Consider the following 21,310-nt stretch of genomic DNA (forward strand, 5'->3'; position numbering starts at 1 on the left):
TATTTGTGGATGGCTGTGCCGGCCTGTTCGCGGGCTTGCCCGCTCCCACAGGTACATCACAGGGCTCAGGTGCGGTGATATACCTGTGGGAGCGGGCAAGCCCGCGAACAGGCCGGCACAGCCCCCACATTCCTCATGGTTGATCACAAAGCCTGCAACCCGCTAAGGTCGCCGCCTTGATTTACGAGAGACAACCATGGGCTACCTGATAATCGTCGCGCTGATCCAGGCGTTTTCCTTCAGCCTGATCGGCGAGTACCTGGCCGGGCACGTCGACAGCTACTTCGCCGTGCTGGCGCGGGTGCTGCTGGCCGGCCTGGTGTTCCTGCCGCTGACCCGCTGGCGCCAGATCGAGCCGCGCTTCATGCGCTCGATGCTACTGATCGGTGCGTTGCAGTACGGCATCACCTACGTCTGCCTGTACCTGAGCTTTCGCGTGCTCACGGTGCCGGAAGTACTGCTGTTCACCATCCTCACGCCATTGCATGTAACCCTGATCGAAGACGCCATGAACCGGCGTTTCAACCCGTGGGCATTGCTGGCGGCACTGGTGGCCGTGGCTGGCGCGGCGGTGATCCGCTTCGACAGCATCAGCGGTGAGTTCTTCACCGGTTTCCTGCTGCTGCAGTTGGCCAACTTCACCTACGCCGCCGGCCAGGTGCTGTACCGCCACCTGGTCGCACGCAACCCCAGCGACCTGCCGCACTACACCCGTTTTGGCTACTTCTACCTCGGCGCCCTGCTGGTGGTGCTGCCGGCCTTCCTGCTGTTCGGCAATGCCCAGCACCTGCCGAGTACCGATGTGCAATGGCTGGTGTTGCTGTTCCTCGGGTTGTGCCCGACGGCGCTGGGCTTGTACTGGTGGAACAAGGGCGCGTGCCTGGTATCTGGCGGTACCCTGGCGGTGATGAACAACCTGCATGTGCCTGTGGGGCTGCTGCTCAACCTGCTGATCTGGAACCAGCACGAGCCACTGGGGCGGCTGTTCATTGGCGGTGCGATCATCCTCGCCTCGGTATGGCTGAGCCGCCTGGGTGGCCGTGGGCGAGCGCCGCTGGCTGGCAAGGCCTGACATGCTGACCCTCTCCAATAGTGTGCAGCTGCCGGATACGGACATCGAGCTGAGCTACATCCGTGCCCAAGGTGCGGGTGGGCAGAACGTCAACAAGGTGTCCAGCGCCGTGCACCTGCGCTTCGACATACGCGCCTCATCGCTGCCCGCGTTTTACAAGGAGCGGCTGCTGGCGCTACGGGACAGCCGCATTACCGGCGATGGCGTGTTGATCATCAAGGCCCAGCAGTTCCGTACCCAGGAGCAGAACCGCGCGGATGCCTTGGCACGCCTTACCGAGTTGATCATCGCTGCCGGCAAGACCGAAAAGAAACGCCGCCCCACCAAGCCCACTCTCGGCTCGAAGACCCGCCGGCTTGAAGGGAAAGCCAGGCGCAGTACGGTCAAGGCGGGGCGGGGCAAGGTGGACTTCTGAGGCCGTAGGCGGAACGGGCTATTGCGCAGGCTTGAATGGCTGCGCGCCCTTGTAGGAGCGGCCTTGTGTCGCGATGGGCTGCGCAGCAGCCCCCGCAATCTCAAGCCTCGCTCATTTCTTCAAGGCGTCGCGGCATCGGCTCTGCCGCCGTGCGCCCGGCCAACCCCACGCGCATGTCGTTACCACTCGGCTGCTGATACAGGCTCAAGCCGAATTCCGGTAACACCGCCAGCAGGTAATCGAAGATATCCCCCTGGATGCGCTCGTAGTCCGCCCACACCGTGGTGGTGGTAAAGCAGTAGATTTCCAGCGGCACGCCTTCGGCGGTGGTCTGCACCTGCCGCACCATGCAGGTCATGTTCGGGTGCACATTGGGGTGGTTTTTCAGGTAGGCCAGGGCAAACGCGCGGAAGGTGCCGATATTGGTCAGCTTGCGCCGGTTGGCCGACAGTTCGGCCACCGGGCCCAGCGCTTCGTTCCAGCTTTGCAGCTCCTGGCGTTTGCCGGCCAGGTAGTCGCCCAGCAGGCTGACCTGGGACAGGCGCTGTTCCTCCTCGCGGGTGAGGAAGCGTACACCTGCGGCGTCGATGAACAGGCTGCGCTTGATCCGCCGGCCGCCGGATTGCTGCATGCCGCGGTAGTTGCGGAACGACTCGCTCATCAGGCGCCAGGTGGGCACGGAGACAATGGTCTTGTCGAAGTCGAGCACGTGTGAGCTTAGGTTCTAAATGGACATAAAAAACCCATACAAATCAGCAGCTTGGGATTTTTTGTCCATTGTCCATTTTTTCTAAAATCGATGGACAGCCCGCCACCACGCAATACTCGCAGCCTCATAAGCCTTCCTGCTGGCAGAACCCCACAAGACCCTCCCAGGCAGCCACAACCTGACTATCGGGTTCCCCAGAACAGCGCAATAACGATAGTATTGTGCCATTACACAGGGACACCCAGATGCCTAGTCACCCTCGCCTAGAGAGGGAGGAGGGCGGTAGGAGCTCGGCATGGATCAGCCACACCCCACAGAACCGCAGACAGACAGCCATCATATCCCGAGGCAATTACTTGGGAGTCCTCGTCGTGCCTGCGATTTGATGAGCGTCGGCCTGAATGCCTAGTAACTCAAGATCTAGGCTGATCTCCAAACGCACAGCATTTAAACAACTAAGGTACTCATGCATGAGTGAGCAGGAACTGGAAAAGGGGCAGGAACAAAAGCAGGAATATGCTTTCCATCCTGCCGACCTAGTCGAATACGCGATGGACAAACCCATTGGCGCAGCCCGCGCGGCGCTGACCATTGGACTTGAAGACGCTGACGTTGACTCTGAAATCATCATTGCCGAGCTGGAGGGAAACATGGAGATGAATCAGCGTTTCCTGAAGAAGCTTACAAGTGCCTTGCGGAAGAATCCAAGTAAAATTATTGGTGAGATGCCAGATCGTATCCAGACTCTTCAGGTGGAGCGCGACCTCGGATTATGAAGTTGGCTAATTACAATTCAGCAAGCAAAGTACCTTGTCGCAGAGGTGTAGCTAATGTCATTTGGTGAGAACGCCATTAAGCTCCCTCCGCCCCCGGAATTCGAGCTTACGGCACTGGATGTAGAAAAAGGTGAACCAGTTCATCCCCTGGATCGCTTACAGATCATGTCTGCGGATACTTGGGAAGTCTTTACGCTGGAATTCGTTTCTTACCTAGGTAAGGACTACGAGTCAGTCACCCGCTGTGCTGGTGCGGGAGACAAGGGGCGCGACGTCATCGCCCGGCATGCTGAGGGATGGGACAATTACCAGTGCAAACACTACAAAGACAAGTTGAGCGTTGCAAACGTAGTGGCTGAACTGGGTAAGCTGGTGTATTACACCTGGAAAGAAGACTACACCCTGCCACGCGAGTATCGCTTCGTGTCGCCGAAAGGCTGCAGTTCTGATTGCATTGATATGCTGGCTAAGAAGTCTCGCATCAAGGCTGAGATCATCAAGCGCTGGGATAAGGCCTGTAAGGACAAGATCACGAAGACAGAGTCGATTCCTCTTGAGGGAGCCCTGTTGGATTATCTCAATACCCTCGACTTTTCTTTTGTTGATGAGATGTCTTCCCAGGATTTAATTGATAAGCATGCACTTACGCCTTATCACACAACGCGATTCGGGGTTTACCATTTAAAAAGGCCCCAGGTACGTAAGCCTGAGTCTGATGCTGTTGGTGATAATGAGAAAGTCTACATTGGCGCGCTTTTGGACGCGTTCTCTGATGCCGACGGGGCAGAGTACTCATTTGAGAGTGTCATGGACTCTGAATATAAAGACGATCTTGAGCGAGCAAGGATTAATTTCTTCAGCGCTGAGTCGCTAGAGATTTTTTCGCGCGATGCGTTTCCTACAGGCTGCTATGAAAGCCTCAAAGGTGAGTGCCACGAAGGTATTCACAGTGTTGTACGTAAAAAGTTTGATGATGGATATCAGCGGTTTCTCGATGTGAGCACCCACTGCGTGAAAATACCCTATGATTCCCATCCACTTCGTCATTTTTTGCAGACCTCCGATCGAAAGGGGTTGTGCCATCAGTTGGTCAATGACCTGAAGTTTAAATGGATCAAGAAATAGATTATGAATTCAAAGGATTTGTATAATAGCTCTGTGGAGATAGGCGCGCGCATCGTTCTCTTGCTCGCCGGCCTTTCCCGGAAGCTTGACCTGGATGAGCTGATTTTCTTGGACTACGCCTCCATCTATAGTAGTGACTTTAAAGGAGAGTCAAGTCTGCATCCAGTGATGCTAAATCGTCTGGCTGAATTGGTGCGTCGGCGGGAAATTTTCCCTGACGCAATCAAGCTTTTTTCTTCGAAGGGGCTGATGACCTCTCAGGTTGACGAGAAGGGCGTTCGATATTTTATCACTGACGCAGGCAGGACGTTTGCCGCTAGGTTAACCACTGAGTACCACGCCGATTTTAGGCGGCGCGTTTCATGGGTTGAGGAGAATATTGATTACCTCGCGGTTCAGCGTCGAGCTATTTATAAAGTTGACAGGGTGGTCTGATGTATATTGAAAGTGTGATTGTGAGTGGCCCTGAGCGTAAGGATGCTTCCGTTTTTTTCACAAAGGGTGCTAACGTTGTTCAGGGTGGTTCCAATACGGGTAAGTCCTACATTGTTCAGTGCATCAAGTTTGCCTTGGGTTCGAATACGCCCCCAAAGTCTATTGATGAGTCTTTGGGTTATACGACGCTCAGGGTAAGGTTTGTAAATGAAGATAAGACTTCATTTACGATCGAGAGAGAGCTTGTTGCGAGTTCAAAGCCAACTTTTTATGATGAAGAAGGGAAGGTTCAGGTTCTAGGTGTAAAGCATAACCCTACGAAAATGAACTCTATCTCTAACCAGGTCTTGGACAGGTTGGGGCTCAATGGAAAGCTTTTACTGAAAGGCACCACTTCATTAAACAATGCTTCTTTCTCTCTCCGCGATTTCGAAAAAGTTTTTTTGATGGATGAAACGCGAATTGTGGCTGATTATTCCCCTCTGGGTACTGGCCAGAAAGATGAGGCTACTAAAGAAAAATCCATTCTGAAGTTATTGCTTACCGGTAGAGATGACACCGGGGTTAAACAGGCGAAGAAGGAGCTAGCGTCCAAGGGAGCGTTGAGGCATCGGGTTGCTGCGGTTGAAGATATCATCAGGCAATTCTTTCCGGATGATGACGCCACTGAGGCTCTTGAGCTCCAGAAGCTCAATTCGTTTACCGCCCAGGTCGCCCTCAGGCTGGGGGTGGCTGAAACTGAGCTAGAAGGCGCGTTCCATTCGAGTGAAGACTTGTTCACCCAGAAGGCCAAGCACATTTCTGAGCTGGAGGTAGTGGAAGGAAAAATTGCTGAAGACAAGGCGCTCCTAGGTAGGTTTGACATGCTTGGTCAGAAGTACGAATCAGACCGCCAGCGCCTGCAGGGTATCGAGCAGGCGGCAGTTCTGCTTGATGATTCGGATGCTGTGCTATGTCCAACCTGCGGCAACCATTTTGACTCCGAGTCATGCACGACGAACGTTGATGACATCAAAAAAGGTGTTTCCTTCGAATTGGATCGAATCTCGAAGAACATCCACGAGCTCGCGGAAGCCCAAGGATCCCTGACGGCAGCGATCGAGCGTAACGCCAGCAGCGCTGATGCCACCAAGGTCTCGATTTCTGCACTGGAGAAGCTGATCACGTCCGAGATCCAGGATTCGGTACAGACGGTGGCTGATCTTAAGGAACTTGCTTCGTGCCTCAAGCATGACCTGTCGGCACTGGAACGGCGCCTTGCCGATAAGGTCAAGCTGAGGGCAGAGCTAAAACGGCTTGGGGTTCTGCTACTTGAAGAACAAAACACCTACACGCCTGAAGACTTTGAGCAATCAGCACAGCCGCTTGTGGAAGAGATTCAGGCGATTTTGGAGCGTTGGAGCTTCCCGAATTATCTCCCGGTAACATTCAATTTCGGAACACGAGATATCAACATTGGTGGGAGTGCGAGAGGCAATTTCGGCAAGGGGTATAGAGCAATCGCTTCTGCTGCATTTGCACTAGGACTGATGAATTTACTGAAGCTTACTGGGCGCCACCCTGGTTTTGTTGTGCTCGATTCACCACTGACTACGTACAAGGAAGGGGATCCGGAGCCAGGGGATGAGGATAAAGAAGTGGCTGAAGACATGATATATGCCTTCTATCAAGATATTGCAGATAATTTCAAGGACTCTCAAGTAATCATATTTGAAAATAAGGAGCCTGATGTGGCGATCATTCCACAGCTCAATTATGAACATTTCACTAAGAGCAGAGGGAATGGTCGATATGGCTTCTTTCCGCTTAAATTCTGATTCGATGCTGTGATGTTGTCGGTCACCCGCCAGATGGCGAGGTGATCGATTAACGGCTGGATAGTGACGAGTGAAGAAGACCGCCCCGGAGGGCGGTTTTTTTACGCTTGGCATTTCGCCTGATAGCCCAGCTGACCATTCGGTTCAGGGCAGCAAGGTCAGGTCGTAGCAACTCAGTTTAACCATGTAGGCTTGCTGATAGAGCGTCGGCCCTTGACGGCTGATTCCACGCAATCTCTCAAGCTTCCGAACGACACCTTTTTCCGAGAAGGCCAGGCCCATAATGGGCAAATTTGCCTGGGTTGGTTATGGCGTTGCGGGTGTTGCTTGGGAACATTGAGGAATTCAGTATGCAAAGGCATAGGTCGGTGCTGATCCTGTTGTACAAGGGCGCCAGATGCCTGAACTACTGATCGACCCACTAGCGGGAATATGATGAAGCTCTTCTCCCTGTTCGCCCTCAAGGGCAGAGGAGAAGGCTGTAGGTCGAAAGGGGAGGGCACTGGAACATAAACCTAGTCTGGTGTCCTCATTTTACAAGCACATCAGATTGCTCTGGCGCAGGCTCGTTGGACGGATGGTCTGGCAGAGTTATCGACCTGATGTAGAGCTCAGTGAAACCGCGAACAATTTTCCGGATTTCGCCCAGCGGCATGGGTTTGGATACCGGCGGCTCCCTCTCATCTGAGTGGCGCGCTGATAGGCCAGTATGGAAGTTGTTACAGGTATTGTTCAGTCGTCTAAGGGCATTGCGTGAAACGCTTTCGAGAATCTCCCTGTTTCCAGACTCGATAAACTCCACGATTTTGTACAACCCCTCGTACGACTCGGCATTGGGTTGTCCCCAATAGTCCATCAGGGTAGCCAGTCTAGGGAGGCTTTCAGGGCGAATCCTTGAGAAATCCACCGCTGCTGGTTTGGTCGGGCCAAGTCCCCCAAGATTGGTGACGGTGATCACTAATTTGAGTGGGATAGCTACAGTTCTGTTGTTCTCTGGGTCATAGGCCACAAGGTGCGTCATTTCGATCAAGCCTGGGTGGCCCGAGCTTACGGCTAAGCCATTCATTCGGGTTATGGCTTGCATGGCCAGGTCGAACTGCCGGTTTGAATCAGCCTCATGTTGGTAGTCCGGTATGAATGCCTCCCATTCTGAGCGGTCGGTTGCAAAAGCGATCGACCACCACGGACTGACCGATGGAAGGCATTCCAATGACGAGCGTGGCCCTTTGACGAGAAACGCCCAATTGCATCTTTTCATATCACGTACGCTAGCTTGAGGTTGAGTGGTCATCGGTGAATACTGCTCCGATGGCTTATGGCCGCGACCTTTTCAAGGTGTGGCTGAGTTGCCGTCATCAAGGGGGTGAGCGCACGCGTTTTCTCCGACTGCTTCCTTTTCACTGTTCAATCCGTCTTGCCCGATCAAGATTGGCGCTGCGCGTCAGGCCTGGCTGGACGGACGGTTATGGATAGCACAATTTTGTCTCTCCCGGGCCATCGGGATACGGGGTGATCTGCATGGAATGCTTTCGAATAGATGAGAGCGGCTACACCGGGTTCGACCTGTTGAACGAAGCACAACCCTTCCAGGGGGCGGCAGCGATTGGAATCGATGACGCAGAGGCTGCGCGTCTGATTCGTGAGTATTTCCCCAAGCTTCAGGCACCTGAGCTGAAATACCGGTCGCTTTCGAAGCGTGCGAGCAACCACCCCAGGTTGTTGGGCCTAATCGGCGATCTACTGGCTAACCACAAGTGCATTACCTACCTCTGTGACAAGCGCTTCGCATTGCTCTTGAAGTTTGTAGATTACGGGGTTGAGCCTTATTACTACGAGCGCAACATCGATTTCTACAAAGATGGGCGAAATTACGCCTTAGCGTGTGTGTTGTATTACGCAGGGGCTCGATTGCTGGGTGAAGAGGCGATGAGGCACCTGGAGTGTGCATTTCAAAATGCTATGAAGCTCAAAAGCCCCGCAGCGCTTTCCGACCTAGTTAACGCTGCCCGGCAGACCGACTGGAGGAAGCTCGCAGAGGCTATGGGGCCTATGGCACACGCCGATCCTGATTGTCTATGCGCCATTGCAACGCCGGGGGTTACGACCGACGTGGCATTACCTGTTCTCTTGGCACTCATCACTCGGATGGAGCTGATGAGTGACGGGCCGTATAGGGTGGAGCATGATCAGTCGAAGAATCTGCTGACCTACCATGATCTGCTCCAGCGTCAGATCGATCACACGGGTGAGGCTGAATTTCGACAGTCTGCGCTTGCGAGTATTCGCTATCCGTTGAAGCTCAGCGAGGTGACCCAGGTTGACTCCAAGACGAGTCCAGCCGTCCAGCTTGCGGACGTTCTCATCGGAGCCACGATTGAGTCCGCGCAGCGTATGACTGGAAGGATCGCTGATGGGTTGGATCCTCAGCGTCTTGGTGAGTTGTATCGCGATGATCAGATTATCCACATGCTGCCATCCGTGGATTTGGATGAGCAGCGTGAATTCAGGAAGGGTACGCAGGCTGCAGCGTTGATCGATTACTTCGCGGAAAATTTCTCATCGCCCCGGTAGCGCGATCTTCGGCTCATGGGCTCAGTGAATCACGATGCCGGCAACAGCGAGTACCGCTCAAACAGCGAGCGATAGAATCCAATCATCACCTCCTCGGCATTGGGCTCCAGGAGCTCGGAAGCACCAAACCGGTAGACCTCATACCCCACCAGCCTCAGGGCCCTGTCAGCGGCCATCATCTCGCTGTAGAGGCGGGGGCTTGAGCTTCCGTCTTGGGTGGAATAGTGGTGTTTGCCATCAATCTCAATAACAACCCGTACCCCACCAGGTAGCAGCAGAAGGAAGTCCATGCGTGACCTCAGCAGTGCATCCTTGCCGCGCCGTGAACTGTCTGGGGATCCCAGTGAAACCAGACTTCGGGCAGCAAAACCGGAAGCTCAGGAATCGCTGTTGTGAAGGCTTTGAAGAAGCTGGAAAAGGCGAGCCGTTGAGGGGGCGATGATTTTGGCAGGCAGTCTTTCAGTCGTTGATGCAGGCGATTCTTGGCCTGGCCTTCATCGACGCCATATGTCTGTGCGTACCAAGCCTGGAGTTCGCGCCATAAGAGTCCGGAACTCCCGATAGGGCGGTCATAAATCAGGACGTCCTCAATGCCGGTGACGACTTCGATATCATTGTCCAGCGCATTGCCCAGGCGCAGGTCGGGCTTCTTTGTGGAAGCGAAGATTAGGTTCTTAGGGGATGACTGCTTGCTCGACCCCACGTAGGCCAAACAGGCGGTCAGAAACGCATCCTCTCCCAATCCTACGACAATGTGGACTCCACATGCTTTGAGGGTATCGTTGACGATCCCGATAAATTTTCGCTGAGCGGGTTCGCTCGGTAGCGCCTGTGACGAAGCCATCGCTTCGACGAATCGGCCAAACCGGGCGTGGGATGATTGAAATGCACCGAGCTTGTCGAAGAGCGTTACTGTCGTGGCTGGCAGCCATTTCTTTTGCTCACTCTCCGAGTTCACTGGTTCAACTGCTGATTGATGGTTTGACGAATTTCATCAAACTCATCCGGTAGGTTTGAGCACAGCACATTGCACAACAAACCAAGACAACGCTCCTTGCTTAGTCCGACCTGCGTCGCAATTTCATGAAATTCATTGTGTTTTCCAGCTTGAAGCGCGTATTCAAGAATCTCGGCTACTTGATCGATATCTATGCCTAGCGCTAGTGCCGTTGCCTCAGGTACTTCTTTGCACTTCTGGACTATCCAGGCCTCTGGCCAAGATTCACCTGGGAGATACTGGAACTTTGAGGTGATCCAGGTCTTGAATGCCTCTCCAGGCTTCTCAGACATTTTTTCGGCGTGGCCAACGTTATCTCTCTCTAACGCTCGCTGGTCGCCGTCAAAAACTGCAAGAATGTTCCTTTCATCCTTACGGGAAAAGAAAGCAGCCAGCTGCTTGGATATTGCGGTAGCTGATCCAATATCAGTTATCGAAACGCGGGACCGTACCGTTGCGCCAAGAGCAGTTTCAAGTAGAGTTTTGGCAACCTGATCTTCAACGAAAATTTCTAGCTCTTTCGCTCCAACTGCACCAAGCTTTGAAAACGCAAACTCAGAAGATATACCTGGTGTGATTTTTGTCTTTGATCCGACGCACTCTATAAAGAAGCGAGCGTCATCAGGCAAGCACTGAAATATTTCCCGGGAATGGGTGGTACATATGACCTGTGTGTGGGTTTGCATACACACTTCTTTGAGCTTTTCAATAAACAGGCGCTGGGCTTTGGCATGGAGTCCTAGCTCTATTTCATCTAAAACCAGCAAGGAGTTCTCTCCGCAAGAATAGATGGTTGAAAAAATCTCAAAAAGCGCATTTTCCCCAGCGCCCATATTGAAACCTGAGTATGTTAAATCTCCAATCTTTACGATGGGTAGGCTATATTTTGTATGCTCAAGATGCCGGTAGTCGTCGTATCTTTTTCCAAGGATATAACCTACGGCATCTTTGACATTGTTCTCCCATCCTTTGATTTTCAGGTTTTTGAATGCTCGAGAGTAAGATCTAGACTGACTTCTTTCGGCGTGCGGTACTATGCGTTCGATGCCTAAAAATACGACCGTTTTAGGAACTCTTACGTGATAATCATTCCATTTGCCACCAGTTTTTTTTCGACGTTCTTGATAGCGCACGCCGGGCGGGTGATTTCGCCAATTGTCGTGAGCGATACCATAATATATCGATATACCTTGAGGGCCTTGCTCCTCGGAATGCTGAACAAAAAAATCAGAAAATGTGTAGTAGCTGTTTTTTCTTTTGGGTAGCTTGAAGCTTTTCGGGCTGTTGTGATATGCGCAGCATGCTAGAGCGAGTAAGGTTGATTTTCCTGCTCCGTTCACTCCTGCAAACGCAGTTATAGGATATTCGAAGTCAACGCGGAACGGAGTTAATCCTCTTATCGCTCCGGATTTTATTGAAATTGATCTCAAGAGTGCTTTGGTGTTGTCATTTAAGAACCACTGTCGCAGGCGTTTGTCCTGCTGACTCTCCCGATACTTCATATCGAGCGCTCCATCACAATGGTTAACCCAGTGTGGAAGGTGTGCAGCTCTTTAGCCATCAAAGATCGTCCTTGTTGTCTAATATCAGGGTGTAAGCTTGCCAGGAGTGATTGGCTGGCGATGCGCCAGTATATATCACTGGTCGTGCTGGCAGTAGCGAGCGTGGTGACGTTTGGAGAACTGATGGCAGCCCGGACTACAACCGCCAAAAGGTCACCCAACACGCCCTACGCGGAATGGTTCGCTTCGCTTACCCGCGAATGCGGTGGCGGGTGTAACGGCGAATGCCGTAAGATACTGGCCAGCAGGCCCGGCCTCTTCGCGGGTGAACCCGCTCCTACAACGGGCAGGGTAGAGCCACCGATATGTGACCATCACCGCCAGTGTAGGAGCGGGTTTACCCGCGAATGCGGTGGTGGCTGTAATGGGGAATGCCGGAAGATACTGGCCAGCAGGCCCGGCCTCTTCGCGGGCATGCCCGATCCCACAGGGACCGCGAATGCTTGAGGTCTTCACTGTTCCTGGGGAAGTCCGGCTTGCAGGGGATTGGCTTTATTCTCCAGCCGCTCTCTTGAACAGCAGCCCCCGCAATCTCAAGCCTCGCTCATCTCTTCCAGCCGACGCGGCACAGGCTCTTGCGCCACCCGTGTGCTCAACCCCACGCGCATGTCGTTGCCACTCGGCTGCTGATACAGGCTCAAGCCGAATTCCGGCAATACCGCCAGCAAGTAATCGAAGATATCCCCCTGGATGCGCTCGTAGTCCGCCCACACCGTGGTGGTGGTAAAGCAGTAGATTTCCAGCGGCACGCCTTCGGCGGTGGTCTGCATCTGCCGCACCATGCAGGTCATGTTCGGGTGCACATTGGGGTGGTTTTTCAGGTAGGCCAGGGCAAACGCGCGGAAGGTGCCGATATTGGTCAGCTTGCGCCGGTTGGCCGACAGTTCGGCCACCGGGCCCAGCGCTTCGTTCCAGCTTTGCAGCTCCTGGCGTTTGCCTGCCAGGTAGTCGCCCAGCAGGCTGACCTGGGACAGGCGCTGTTCCTCCTCGCGGGTGAGGAAGCGTACCCCTGCGGCGTCGATGAACAGGCTGCGCTTGATCCGCCGGCCGCCGGATTGCTGCATGCCGCGGTAGTTGCGGAACGACTCGCTCATCAGGCGCCAGGTGGGCACGGAGACAATGGTCTTGTCGAAGTTCTGCACCTTCACCGTATGCAGGGTAATGTCCACCACGTCGCCATCGGCGCCAACCTGGGGCATTTCGATCCAGTCACCGACATGCAGCATGTCGTTGCTGGTCAACTGCACGCTGGCGACGAACGACAGCAGGGTGTCCTTGTAGACCAACAGCAGCACCGCCGACATGGCGCCCAGGCCCGACAGCAGCAGCAGGGGCGAGCGGTCGATCAGGGTGGCGACGATGACGATCGAAGCGAAGATCCACAGCATCATCTTGGCCAGCTGCACATAACCCTTGATCGAGCGGGTGCGGGCGTGCTCGGTGCGCGCATAGATGTCGAGCAGGGCATCCAGCAGGCACGACAGCGCCATGGTCATGAACAGCAGGGTGAACGCCAGGGCGACGTTACTCAGGAAGTGCTGGGCGGTATCGGACAGCTCCGGTACCAGTTTCAGGCCAAACTGCACCACCAGTGACGGGGTGGTCTGCGCCAGGCGGTGGAAGACCTTGTTGTGACGCAGGTCGTCCAGCCACTTGAGTGCCGGCTGGCGTGCCAGCAGGCGCGCGCCGTGCAGCATCAGGAAGCGTGCCAGGCGGCCGATGACCAGGGAGATGAGCAGTAGCACCGCCAGGCCGATGGCCGCGTGCAGCATGGGGTGTTGGTCGAGGGTGCCCCACAGGTCGAGGGAGTCACGCCAGATTTGTTGGATATCCATGGGCTTGCATACAGTCTTGTTGCGAAACGAGGTGCCATTAGAGCGCGGATGGCGACAAAGTTGCCAAAAGAAATTCGGCTAAGGCGGCAGAAAACGTTACCCTATGCAACTGAATTTCCCGCACTTGCCTGAGGTTACCTCCGTGTTCTCCCAATTCGCCCTGCATGAACGCCTGCTTAAAGCCGTGGCCGAGCTTAAATTTGTCGAGCCAACCCCGGTGCAGGCCGCGGCCATCCCCTTGGCCCTGCAAGGGCGTGACCTGCGTGTGACCGCGCAGACCGGCAGCGGCAAGACGGCAGCTTTCGTGCTGCCGCTGCTCAACCGCCTGGTCGACCTGAAAGGCGGGCGCGTCGAGATCCGTTCGCTGATCCTGCTGCCGACCCGCGAACTGGCTCAGCAAACCCTGAAGCAGGTGCAGCTGTTCTCGCAGTTCACCTACATCAAGGCGGGCCTGGTCACCGGCGGTGAAGACTTCAAGGAGCAGGCCGCCATGCTGCGCAAGGTGCCGGACGTGCTGATCGGCACCCCGGGCCGTTTGCTTGAGCAACTCAATGCCGGCAACCTCGACCTGTCCCACGTGCAGGTGCTGATCCTCGATGAAGCCGACCGCATGCTCGACATGGGCTTCGCCGAAGACATGGAGCGCCTGTGCAAGGAGTGCGAGAACCGTGAGCAGACCCTGCTGTTCTCGGCCACCACTGGCGGTGCGGCCCTGCGCGACATCATCGGCAAGGTGCTGAAAGACCCGGAGCACCTGATGCTCAACAGTGTCTCGCAGCTGGCCGAAGGCACTCGCCAGCAGATCATCATGGCCGACCACGATCAGCACAAAGAGCAGATCGTGCAGTGGCTGCTGGCCAATGAAACCTTCGACAAGGCAATCATCTTCACCAATACCCGCGCCCTGGCCGACCGTATCTACGGCCACCTGGTGGCCAAGGATGTGAAGGCCTTCGTACTGCACGGCGAGAAGGACCAGAAGGACCGCAAGCTGGCCATCGAACGCTTCAAGCAGGGCAGCTCCAAGGTGCTGGTGGCCACCGACGTTGCGGCCCGTGGCCTGGACATCGACGGTCTCGATCTGGTGATCAACTTCGACATGCCGCGCAGCGGCGACGAGTACGTGCACCGCGTGGGCCGTACCGGGCGTGCCGGTGGTGAAGGGTTGGCAATCTCGCTGATCACCCACAATGACTGGAACTTGATGTCCAGCATCGAGCGCTACCTCAAGCAGCAGTTCGAGCGCCGCGTCATCAAGGAAGTGAAGGGCACCTACAACGGGCCGAAGAAGGTCAAGGCCTCGGGCAAGGCGGCCGGGAGCAAGAAGAAAAAGATCGAGAAAAAATCCGGCGACAAGAAGGCGCCCGCCAAGCGCAAGCCTACCGCCAAGCCCAAGGCCAACGCGCCACTGGCCAGCGCCGATGGCCTGGCGCCGCTGAAGAAGCGTAAGCCTGCTGCCGAATAAATAGCGCTCAATGGCCCTAACCCTGGCAAGCCAGCTCCCACAGGGCTCACACAGTATTCAGCATGTGTGAAACCTTTGGGCGCCGGCTTGCCAGCGATAGGGCCATTGGAAACACCCCATCACTCAGCATTCTGCTCCGCTACCTTCAACTCTTTGATCCGCTGGTCAATCAGCTGACACTTGTCGGGCAAGTCCTTGCTCGCCGTCCCCAGGTCCATCCCCTGCAGCTCTTCATTGATTTCCTTGGCCTTTTGCGGGTTCTGTTCGGTCAATTGGGTAACCAGCCCGGCCAGCTCTTCACGTTTCTGCGACGCTTCTTCCGGTGTGCAGGCCCAGGTGGGCAGGGCGCAGGTCAGGGCGGTGGAGCAAACAATGGGTAGCAGCGGTTTCATCCTTTCTACCTCCAGCGGTGGCTATGCGCGGTGGAGACCTTGGCGTCCTTGGAAGTTCATGGCTTGCGATCGGTGGATCGTTTCCATGATGGCGTAGTCCGCTTCTGAAATGACCTTAAACCGCCTGTGCGGCGTTGAACAGCGTGCTACACCGCTCTAGTCTCAGAGGAAAAGAGGGGGGATTGTATGTACATCTGTAAATACAGGTCGGCCTATGTTCTTTGAATGGGACGAAGCCAAGAACCAGATCAATATCCGCAAGCACGGCATCGACTTCGCCGACGTTCCTGAAATGTTCAACCACCCCATGCTGACAAGTGGGAGGCCAGGCATTATGACCGAATCATCGAAAACTGACTGGGGCCGACTGGCCCGACAGGACGACAAGGACATCGACACAACCGATATCCCGGAATTGGACCAGGCGTTTTTCCGCCAGGCCGAGCTGCACGTACCCGCCAAACAGGCGGTGACCATTCGGCTGGACGCTGATGTTCTCGCCTGGTTCAAAGAGCAGGGTAGCGGCTACCAGACTCGCATAAACCAGTTACTGCGCCAGTACATGCACGCGCAACGACGACAGCGCTGAGCTTTCTCGGAACGCACGGCAACCTGATGAGTCCCACTGTTGTACCCCTTTCGTCCACAGCAGGAGCCCGTAGCCATGAGCAACACCTACGACTGGGACCTGATCGAACGCTTGCTGCACGAGGTGCAGAACGGCGCCGGTCACAGCTTCACGCCACGCCCCTACGCCGAGCAGCACGCTGCCGCGCTGGCCGCCAAGGGTGAGCCGGTGGGTGACCTGGATCACTTGAAAACCCGTGCCTGTGAATATGAAAAGCTCCTGTTCGAGCGTGGCTATATCGAAAGCCGGCCCGAAGAAGACGGCGGCAACGGCGAAAACTTTGTGCTGACCGAGCGCGGCTCGCGTTTGATGAGCCTGATCGACAGCAGCATCCCTGGCTTCGAGCACCCGCGCCAGGTGCTGGATGAGCAGGAGGATGCGCTGGACGAGACCACCTTTGAACAGGTGTCCGCGAAAGCGCAGATCGCTTGAGGTCGTTTTAAGGCTGGCATGGGTGGCCATGAAAACCCGATAATCGGTAGCTTCTGAACGCTGCCGAGTTGCTGCCCATGCCTACGTTCACCTCAGAGGCCCGCCCATGACTGCGGCCCGCAAGAACCCAGACGCCTTTGCCTTCCAGGTCATGCTGGGCCTGTGCCTGATCTGGGGCTGCCAGCAGGTGCTGATCAAGACCGCCGCCGTGGATATCGCCCCGGTGATGCAGGCGGCATTGCGTAATGGTATCGCCGCAGTGTTGGTCGGCCTGATGCTGTGTTGGCGTGGCAGCTGGGAGCAGGTCGGTGGCACCTGGCGCCCCGGGTTGGTCGCGGGTGCTTTGTTCGGTATCGAGTTCCTGTTCATTGCCGAGGGCCTGAAGCTGACCTCGGCGGCGCACATGTCGGTGTTTCTTTATACGGCGCCAGTCTTCACCGCGTTGGGGTTGCACGTGCGCCTGGCCAGTGAGCGGCTGCGCCTGTTGCAATGGCTTGGCATCCTGCTGGCCTTCGGTGGCATTGCCATGGCCTTTGCCGGAGGCATGTCGTTCGAGCACATGGATAGCCGCACCTTGCTGGGCGACGCGTTTGGCGTGATCGCCGGGCTGGCCTGGGGCGCCACCACGGTGGTGGTGCGCTGCTCACGCTTGTCGGAAGCCCCGGCGACCCTGACCTTGTTCTATCAACTGGCGGTGGGGTTTGCCGGATTGTTGCTGATTGCCCTGCTCAGCGGGCAGATCGGCGAGGTGTCGCTCACGCCTTTGGCCATGGGTAGCGTGCTGTTCCAGGGGGTTGTAGTGTCGTTCGTCAGCTACCTGACCTGGTTCTGGCTACTGCGCAAATACCTGGCATCGAACCTGGCGGTGTTTTCCTTCATCACCCCTTTGTTCGGCGTAACTTTTGGGGTCTTGCTGCTGAACGAGCCACTGACCGCGAATTTCGTGGGCGGTGCGTTGATGGTGCTGCTGGGGGTGATTCTGGTGAGTGCCGAACCTTGGGTTAAGCAGCAACTGCGCAAGTGGGTGGGGTAGTGGACCGACTTGCAACAAAGCGAAACGATTAACCAGTCGTCGGAATGCGCCGCTATGGCTTGATCCGGGTCAGAATGGCCCCTATCTGTAAAAGCAGAGGCATGCGTAATACAGGACATCGGGCTATGATCTGTATGAAACATTGCAGGATTGATTCGCCGTGAGGCTGACCCGTCAAGGGGGCATTATGAATAAACCACTGTCCAACTGGCTCCACGACCTGGCGGTCGCCTTGGGGCTGATTCCACCACCCTTGCAGCCGGTGCCGATCCCGACTGATGAAGAGCAGCGCAAGCGCCAACCGCGTCGTCGCTGATACAAGCAAAGGCCGCAGCACCTGGGTGGGGGCTGCGGCCTTTTTGTGTCTGGGCAATTGGCTCGGCTGCTCTGGGCCCATCGCTGGCCATGGAGCTCGCCAGCGATAGGGGCAGTACAGGCCGAAGGTCAGGCCAGCTTGACCGCTGCCAGCGGTTTACGCGACAGCAGGCTCACCACTACAAAGCTCACCAGGCCAATGGCGAGGCTGTAGTAGATCGGCGTATTCGCCTCCAGCCCGTCCTTGAACATGAACAACAGGGCAGTCGCAAAGCCCAGCGACATGCTGGCGATGGCGCCAGCGGTGGTGGCGCGTTTCCAGAAAATGGCGCCAATCAGCGGAATCAGCATGCCGCCCACCAGCAGGTTGTAAGCCAGGGTCAGGGCGCTGATCACGTCGTTCACCATCAACGCGATACCCAACACCACCAAACCGGTCAGCAAAGTGAACAGGCGGCTGATACCCAGGCTGGACTGCTTGCCGCCACGCAGCTTGGGCAACAGGTCTTCGGTGATGGTGGTCGAGGCCGCCAGCAGGCCTGCGCTGGCGGTCGACATCATGGCCGCCAGCGCCGCTGCCATCAGCAGGCCCCGGATGCCATCAGGCAGTGTGGTCTTGATCATTTCGGCGAAGGCATTGTTCGGGTTGGCCAGGTCGGGCATCAGCACATGGGCGGCCATGCCGATCACGGCACAGGCCAGGCCATACAGCACGCAATACACCCCGGCAGTGGTACCGGCACGCTGGCAGACCTTTTCGTCACGGGCGGTGAAGACCCGCTGCCAGATATCCTGGCCAATCAGGATGCCGAAGAAGTAGATCAGGAAGTAGGTGATGATGGTATCCCAACCGATGGTGGTCAGCTGGAAGCTGGGCGCCGGCAACTTGGCCACCAGGGTGTCCCAGCCGCCGGCCTTGTACAGGCACACGGGCAACAGGATGAACATCAGGCCCACGGTCTTGATCACGAACTGCACGATATCGGTTAGGGTCAGCGACCACATGCCGCCAATGGTCGAGTACACCACCACCACACCCCCGCCCAGCAGCAGCGAGGCCCAGAACGGCAGGTCCAGCAGCACTTGCAGCACGGTGGCCATGGCCAGGGTGGACGTCACGCCGATCATCAGCGCGTACGCCAGCATGATCACCGCGCTGGCCTGGCGCGCGGTCGGGTTGTAGCGCTGTTCCAGCACCTGGGTCACGGTGAAGATGCGCAGGCGTAGCAGCGGCTTGGCCAGGAACAGGTTGATGGCGATGATGCCCAGGCCCAGCGCGGCACACAGCCAGAAGCCGGAAATGCCGTGAACGTAGCCCAGGCGCACGGTACCCACGGTGGAGGCGCCACCCAGCACGGTGGTGGCCATGGTGCCCATGTACAACATCGGGCCCAGGTTGCGCCCGGCGACCAGGTAGTCTTCATGGGTTTTCGCGCGTCGCATGCCATACCAGCCAAGCCCGAGCATGCCTGCGGTGTAAAGCATTACAACTATGATGTCCAAGGCCATTGGGGGTCTCCCGATTATCTTTATTATGGCGAGATCGGCCACGCGGGCGTTGGCACGGCGCCCGGTGGTCTTGTGGTATTGGCGGGCCTCGGTGGCCCGACCACATTAGCGGCGGACTACACCCGGCAGTACGCAGAGCATTTCGAACAGCAGGTTGGCGCCGAGCAACGAGGTATTGCCGGTGGTGTCATAAGGCGGGGAGACTTCGACAAGGTCACAACCGATCAGGTCCAGGCCGTGGCAGCCGCGAATGATCTCCATTGCCTGGATGGTGGTCAAGCCGCCGATTTCCGGGGTGCCGGTGCCAGGTGCCCAGGCCGGATCGATGCCGTCGATGTCGAACGACAGGTAAACCGGGCCGCCGCCGACTTTTTCCCGCACTTCGGCCATCAAGGGCTCCAGCGACTTGTGCCAGCACTCTTCGGCCTGAACCACGCGAAAGCCCTGGCGGCGGCTCCAGTTGAAGTCGTCTGCGGTATAGCCTTGGGCGCGCAGGCCGATCTGCACCACGCGCTCGCAGTCGAGCAGGCCTTCTTCCACCGCCCGGCGGAAGGTGGTGCCGTGGGCGATCTTCTCACCGAACATGTGGTCGTTGACGTCGGCGTGGGCGTCGATGTGCACCAGGCCGATCTTGCCGTGCTTCTTGTGCAGCGCCCGCAGGATCGGCAAGGTGATGGTGTGGTCACCGCCCAGGGTCAGGGGAATGACATTGTGCTCGACGATCTGGTCGTAGGCCTCTTCGATGATGCGCACGGCGTCCAGCAGGTTGAAGGTGTTGATCGCCACATCGCCTATGTCGGCGACCGACAGCGAGTCGAACGGAGCGGCACCGGTGGCCATGTTGTACGGGCGGATCATCACCGATTCGGCGCGGATTTGCCGGGGGCCGAAGCGCGTGCCGGAGCGCAGCGAGGTGCCAATGTCCAGCGGCACACCAATGAAGGCTGCGTCCAGGCCTTCGGCGCTTTGCAGGTGGGGGAGACGGAGCATGGTGGCGATGCCGCCGAAACGCGGCATTTCGTTGCCGCCCAGTGGTTGGTGAAGAGTCTTGTCCACGGTGGGCCTCATCAGTCGGTCGATTGTTCTGTTTGTTCGAACCTGTGCCGCTGCGCGCTTTCCAGTTCGGTTTTTGCCAGCGGGCAGGGACATTTCGGCCAGTCTGCGCAAGGTAGTGCCATGGAAGAATCGCTACCGACAAATACTTAGTTCAGGAATTTCTGAACTAAAGCCCGGCGCAGCGGTTAGACTGCGCGCAAACACCCTGTGGAACCCTTGCCCCATGGCCTCGACTTTGCCCGACCTGAAACTGCTGCGTATCTTCATCAGCGTGGTGCGCCACCAGGGTTTCGCCAACGCCCAGCGTGAGCTGAACCTGTCCACTTCGGCCATCAGCACCTACATGAGCCAGCTGGAGGGTGCCCTGGGTATCGTGCTGTGCCACCGCGGCCGGGGCGGTTTCAGCCTGACCAGCAAGGGTGAGCTGTTCCACCAGGAAACCCTGCGCCTGTTGGCCGAACTGGACGGGTTCGAGCAATACGCGGCGGCCCTTAAGGGCGAACTGCGTGGCACCCTCAACCTGGGGGTGATCGACTCCACGGTGGGTGATCGCGCCCTGCCGCTGGCTGAAGCCATTGGTGCCTACAGCCAGGAGCACCCGGCCGTGCACCTGCACTTGTCGGTGTCCAGCCCTTACGAGCTGCAGCTGGGGGTGCAGGACAACCGCCTGGACCTGGCGATTGGCGCGTTTTCTTCACGCATGAGTGGCCTGCTGTACCAGCCGCTGTACCGCGAGCAGCACTGGCTGTACTGCAGTAGCCGCCACCCGTTGTACAGCGAGCGGCGCATTCCCGAGCAGGTGGTGACCCAGCAGCGCATGGTCGGGCGCGGCTACTGGAGCCAGGCCGAGCTGGCCCGGCATGGTTTCAAGCACAGCGCGGCCACGGTAGAGAGCATGGAGGCGCAGCTGATCCTGATTCTCTCGGGCGCCTATATCGGTTACTTGCCCGAGCACTACGCCCAGGCCTGGGTCGACAAAGGGGACTTGCGCGTGTTGTCGCCGGCGACGTTCGGTTACCAGGCACCGTTCTCGTTGATCATCCGGCGTGGGCGCAGCCGCGAACCGCTGATCCAGACCTTCCGCGACCTGCTGAAAAGCCAGCTCAACGTGGGCTGATAAACAGGCTGTTCATACATTCTGTCGGCAGGCCGCTAAATTCCTGCAC

The 21,310-nt window shown here is 56.9% G+C and carries 21 protein-coding genes and 2 pseudogenes; 14 read left to right on the forward strand and 9 right to left on the reverse strand.

Going from position 1 to position 21,310, the window contains the following annotated elements; translation table 11 throughout:
• Nucleotides 1–196 precede the first annotated feature (196 nt).
• Both GEV39_RS06990 and arfB read left to right on the forward strand, forming a co-directional pair.
• The gene (locus tag GEV39_RS06990; protein ID WP_173887981.1) at nt 197–1,072 is read left to right on the forward strand and encodes a carboxylate/amino acid/amine transporter; all 876 of its coding nucleotides are present in this window, start codon (nt 197–199) and stop codon (nt 1,070–1,072) included.
• 1 nt (nt 1,073) lies between these two features.
• On the forward strand, nt 1,074–1,487 hold the full coding sequence (gene arfB / locus GEV39_RS06995) for an alternative ribosome rescue aminoacyl-tRNA hydrolase ArfB (RefSeq protein ID WP_173887982.1): 414 nt from the start codon (nt 1,074–1,076) through the stop codon (nt 1,485–1,487).
• 100 nt (nt 1,488–1,587) lie between these two features.
• Here the strand turns inward: arfB and GEV39_RS07000 are convergent.
• Nucleotides 1,588–2,196, reverse strand: a pseudogene (locus GEV39_RS07000) (mechanosensitive ion channel family protein); the annotation flags it as partial.
• A 470-nt stretch (nt 2,197–2,666) separates the two neighbouring features.
• Here GEV39_RS07000 and GEV39_RS07005 point away from each other — a divergent pair.
• From GEV39_RS07005 to GEV39_RS07020, 4 genes are read left to right on the forward strand one after another with little or no spacing between them, the layout of a single operon-like run.
• Complete coding sequence (locus GEV39_RS07005) at nt 2,667–2,972, forward strand: hypothetical protein (protein WP_173887983.1); 306 nt, start codon at nt 2,667–2,669, stop codon at nt 2,970–2,972.
• A gap of 54 nt (nt 2,973–3,026) precedes the next feature.
• On the forward strand, nt 3,027–4,097 hold the full coding sequence (locus GEV39_RS07010) for an ABC-three component system protein (RefSeq protein ID WP_173887984.1): 1,071 nt from the start codon (nt 3,027–3,029) through the stop codon (nt 4,095–4,097).
• 3 nt (nt 4,098–4,100) lie between these two features.
• Entirely contained in the window at nt 4,101–4,532 is a 432-nt protein-coding gene (locus tag GEV39_RS07015) for an ABC-three component system middle component 2 (RefSeq protein ID WP_173887985.1), read from the forward strand.
• Nucleotides 4,532–6,349 carry a hypothetical protein gene (locus tag GEV39_RS07020; RefSeq protein WP_173887986.1) on the forward strand — a complete coding sequence of 606 codons (1,818 nt, stop codon included), beginning with the start codon at nt 4,532–4,534 and terminating at the stop codon, nt 6,347–6,349. Before GEV39_RS07015 ends, GEV39_RS07020 begins: the two co-directional genes overlap by 1 nt.
• Before the next feature lie 529 nt (nt 6,350–6,878).
• Here the strand turns inward: GEV39_RS07020 and GEV39_RS07025 are convergent.
• On the reverse strand, nt 6,879–7,640 hold the full coding sequence (locus GEV39_RS07025; RefSeq protein ID WP_173887987.1) for a hypothetical protein: 762 nt from the start codon (nt 7,638–7,640) through the stop codon (nt 6,879–6,881).
• Nucleotides 7,641–7,867: 227 nt separating this feature from the next.
• Between GEV39_RS07025 and GEV39_RS07030 the strand changes: the two genes are divergently transcribed.
• A complete protein-coding gene (locus tag GEV39_RS07030) occupies nt 7,868–8,920 on the forward strand; it encodes a DUF3800 domain-containing protein (RefSeq protein WP_173887988.1) in 1,053 nt (350 codons plus the stop codon).
• A 29-nt stretch (nt 8,921–8,949) separates the two neighbouring features.
• Here the strand turns inward: GEV39_RS07030 and GEV39_RS25990 are convergent, their stop codons facing one another.
• From GEV39_RS25990 to GEV39_RS07045, 4 genes are all read right to left on the reverse strand, one after another.
• Nucleotides 8,950–9,210 carry a putative endonuclease domain-containing protein gene (locus tag GEV39_RS25990; RefSeq protein ID WP_249414323.1) on the reverse strand — a complete coding sequence of 87 codons (261 nt, stop codon included), beginning with the start codon at nt 9,208–9,210 and terminating at the stop codon, nt 8,950–8,952.
• A gap of 8 nt (nt 9,211–9,218) precedes the next feature.
• Nucleotides 9,219–9,878, reverse strand: coding sequence for an AbiJ-related protein (locus GEV39_RS07035; protein ID WP_249414324.1), 660 nt, complete (start codon nt 9,876–9,878; stop codon nt 9,219–9,221).
• The gene (locus GEV39_RS07040) at nt 9,875–11,419 is read right to left on the reverse strand and encodes an ATP-dependent nuclease (protein WP_173887989.1); all 1,545 of its coding nucleotides are present in this window, start codon (nt 11,417–11,419) and stop codon (nt 9,875–9,877) included. The genes GEV39_RS07035 and GEV39_RS07040 overlap by 4 nt, the downstream gene beginning before the upstream one ends.
• A gap of 593 nt (nt 11,420–12,012) precedes the next feature.
• Nucleotides 12,013–13,314: a mechanosensitive ion channel family protein gene (locus GEV39_RS07045; RefSeq protein WP_173887990.1), complete on the reverse strand. Its 1,302-nt coding sequence runs from the start codon at nt 13,312–13,314 to the stop codon at nt 12,013–12,015.
• A 103-nt stretch (nt 13,315–13,417) separates the two neighbouring features.
• Here GEV39_RS07045 and GEV39_RS07050 point away from each other — a divergent pair, with 103 nt between their 5' ends.
• On the forward strand, nt 13,418–14,779 hold the full coding sequence (locus GEV39_RS07050; protein WP_173887991.1) for a DEAD/DEAH box helicase: 1,362 nt from the start codon (nt 13,418–13,420) through the stop codon (nt 14,777–14,779).
• A 119-nt stretch (nt 14,780–14,898) separates the two neighbouring features.
• Here the strand turns inward: GEV39_RS07050 and GEV39_RS07055 are convergent, their stop codons facing one another.
• Nucleotides 14,899–15,171, reverse strand: a complete 273-nt coding sequence (locus GEV39_RS07055) for a hypothetical protein (protein ID WP_173887992.1) — start codon at nt 15,169–15,171, stop codon at nt 14,899–14,901.
• Between the two features lie 214 nt (nt 15,172–15,385).
• Between GEV39_RS07055 and GEV39_RS25930 the strand changes: the two are divergent.
• From GEV39_RS25930 to GEV39_RS26335, 5 genes and pseudogenes are all read left to right on the forward strand, one after another.
• A pseudogene (locus GEV39_RS25930) lies at nt 15,386–15,484 on the forward strand (BrnT family toxin); the annotation flags it as partial.
• A 21-nt stretch (nt 15,485–15,505) separates the two neighbouring features.
• On the forward strand, nt 15,506–15,760 hold the full coding sequence (locus GEV39_RS07065) for a BrnA antitoxin family protein (protein ID WP_173891662.1): 255 nt from the start codon (nt 15,506–15,508) through the stop codon (nt 15,758–15,760).
• A gap of 75 nt (nt 15,761–15,835) precedes the next feature.
• Nucleotides 15,836–16,231: a transcriptional regulator gene (locus GEV39_RS07070; protein ID WP_173887993.1), complete on the forward strand. Its 396-nt coding sequence runs from the start codon at nt 15,836–15,838 to the stop codon at nt 16,229–16,231.
• 106 nt (nt 16,232–16,337) lie between these two features.
• The gene (locus GEV39_RS07075) at nt 16,338–17,264 is read left to right on the forward strand and encodes a DMT family transporter (RefSeq protein WP_173887994.1); all 927 of its coding nucleotides are present in this window, start codon (nt 16,338–16,340) and stop codon (nt 17,262–17,264) included.
• Nucleotides 17,265–17,451: 187 nt separating this feature from the next.
• Nucleotides 17,452–17,580 carry a PA1414 family protein gene (locus GEV39_RS26335; protein ID WP_009683677.1) on the forward strand — a complete coding sequence of 43 codons (129 nt, stop codon included), beginning with the start codon at nt 17,452–17,454 and terminating at the stop codon, nt 17,578–17,580.
• A gap of 128 nt (nt 17,581–17,708) precedes the next feature.
• On the opposite strand, the gene GEV39_RS07080 is transcribed toward GEV39_RS26335, so the two are convergent.
• Both GEV39_RS07080 and speB read right to left on the reverse strand, forming a co-directional pair.
• Nucleotides 17,709–19,088: a sodium:solute symporter family protein gene (locus GEV39_RS07080; RefSeq protein ID WP_173887995.1), complete on the reverse strand. Its 1,380-nt coding sequence runs from the start codon at nt 19,086–19,088 to the stop codon at nt 17,709–17,711.
• A 105-nt stretch (nt 19,089–19,193) separates the two neighbouring features.
• A complete protein-coding gene (speB, locus tag GEV39_RS07085; RefSeq protein WP_173887996.1) occupies nt 19,194–20,144 on the reverse strand; it encodes an agmatinase in 951 nt (316 codons plus the stop codon).
• Nucleotides 20,145–20,367: 223 nt separating this feature from the next.
• On the opposite strand from speB, the gene GEV39_RS07090 reads away from it, so the two are divergent.
• Complete coding sequence (locus tag GEV39_RS07090; RefSeq protein WP_054881883.1) at nt 20,368–21,261, forward strand: LysR family transcriptional regulator; 894 nt, start codon at nt 20,368–20,370, stop codon at nt 21,259–21,261.
• The last annotated feature ends 49 nt before the right edge of the window (nt 21,262–21,310 follow it).

The organism is Pseudomonas sp. NY5710, assembly GCF_013305665.1.
GTDB lineage: Bacteria > Pseudomonadota > Gammaproteobacteria > Pseudomonadales > Pseudomonadaceae > Aquipseudomonas > Aquipseudomonas juntendi.

Excerpts from the sequence above, each read along its gene's own strand:
- GEV39_RS06990 (WP_173887981.1), top strand. The coding sequence starts at position 197 with ATGGGCTACCTGATAATCGTCGCGCTGATCCAGGCGTTTTCCTTCAGC.
- arfB (WP_173887982.1), top strand. The coding sequence starts at position 1,074 with ATGCTGACCCTCTCCAATAGTGTGCAGCTGCCGGATACGGACATCGAG.
- GEV39_RS07005 (WP_173887983.1), top strand. The coding sequence starts at position 2,667 with ATGAGTGAGCAGGAACTGGAAAAGGGGCAGGAACAAAAGCAGGAATAT.
- GEV39_RS07010 (WP_173887984.1), top strand. The coding sequence starts at position 3,027 with ATGTCATTTGGTGAGAACGCCATTAAGCTCCCTCCGCCCCCGGAATTC.
- GEV39_RS07015 (WP_173887985.1), top strand. The coding sequence starts at position 4,101 with ATGAATTCAAAGGATTTGTATAATAGCTCTGTGGAGATAGGCGCGCGC.
- GEV39_RS07020 (WP_173887986.1), top strand. The coding sequence starts at position 4,532 with ATGTATATTGAAAGTGTGATTGTGAGTGGCCCTGAGCGTAAGGATGCT.
- GEV39_RS07025 (WP_173887987.1), bottom strand. The coding sequence starts at position 7,640 with ATGACCACTCAACCTCAAGCTAGCGTACGTGATATGAAAAGATGCAAT.
- GEV39_RS07030 (WP_173887988.1), top strand. The coding sequence starts at position 7,868 with ATGGAATGCTTTCGAATAGATGAGAGCGGCTACACCGGGTTCGACCTG.
- GEV39_RS25990 (WP_249414323.1), bottom strand. The coding sequence starts at position 9,210 with ATGGACTTCCTTCTGCTGCTACCTGGTGGGGTACGGGTTGTTATTGAG.
- GEV39_RS07040 (WP_173887989.1), bottom strand. The coding sequence starts at position 11,419 with ATGAAGTATCGGGAGAGTCAGCAGGACAAACGCCTGCGACAGTGGTTC.
- GEV39_RS07045 (WP_173887990.1), bottom strand. The coding sequence starts at position 13,314 with ATGGATATCCAACAAATCTGGCGTGACTCCCTCGACCTGTGGGGCACC.
- GEV39_RS07050 (WP_173887991.1), top strand. The coding sequence starts at position 13,418 with ATGCAACTGAATTTCCCGCACTTGCCTGAGGTTACCTCCGTGTTCTCC.
- GEV39_RS07055 (WP_173887992.1), bottom strand. The coding sequence starts at position 15,171 with ATGAAACCGCTGCTACCCATTGTTTGCTCCACCGCCCTGACCTGCGCC.
- GEV39_RS07065 (WP_173891662.1), top strand. The coding sequence starts at position 15,506 with ATGACCGAATCATCGAAAACTGACTGGGGCCGACTGGCCCGACAGGAC.
- GEV39_RS07070 (WP_173887993.1), top strand. The coding sequence starts at position 15,836 with ATGAGCAACACCTACGACTGGGACCTGATCGAACGCTTGCTGCACGAG.
- GEV39_RS07075 (WP_173887994.1), top strand. The coding sequence starts at position 16,338 with ATGACTGCGGCCCGCAAGAACCCAGACGCCTTTGCCTTCCAGGTCATG.
- GEV39_RS26335 (WP_009683677.1), top strand. The coding sequence starts at position 17,452 with ATGAATAAACCACTGTCCAACTGGCTCCACGACCTGGCGGTCGCCTTG.
- GEV39_RS07080 (WP_173887995.1), bottom strand. The coding sequence starts at position 19,088 with ATGGCCTTGGACATCATAGTTGTAATGCTTTACACCGCAGGCATGCTC.
- GEV39_RS07090 (WP_054881883.1), top strand. The coding sequence starts at position 20,368 with ATGGCCTCGACTTTGCCCGACCTGAAACTGCTGCGTATCTTCATCAGC.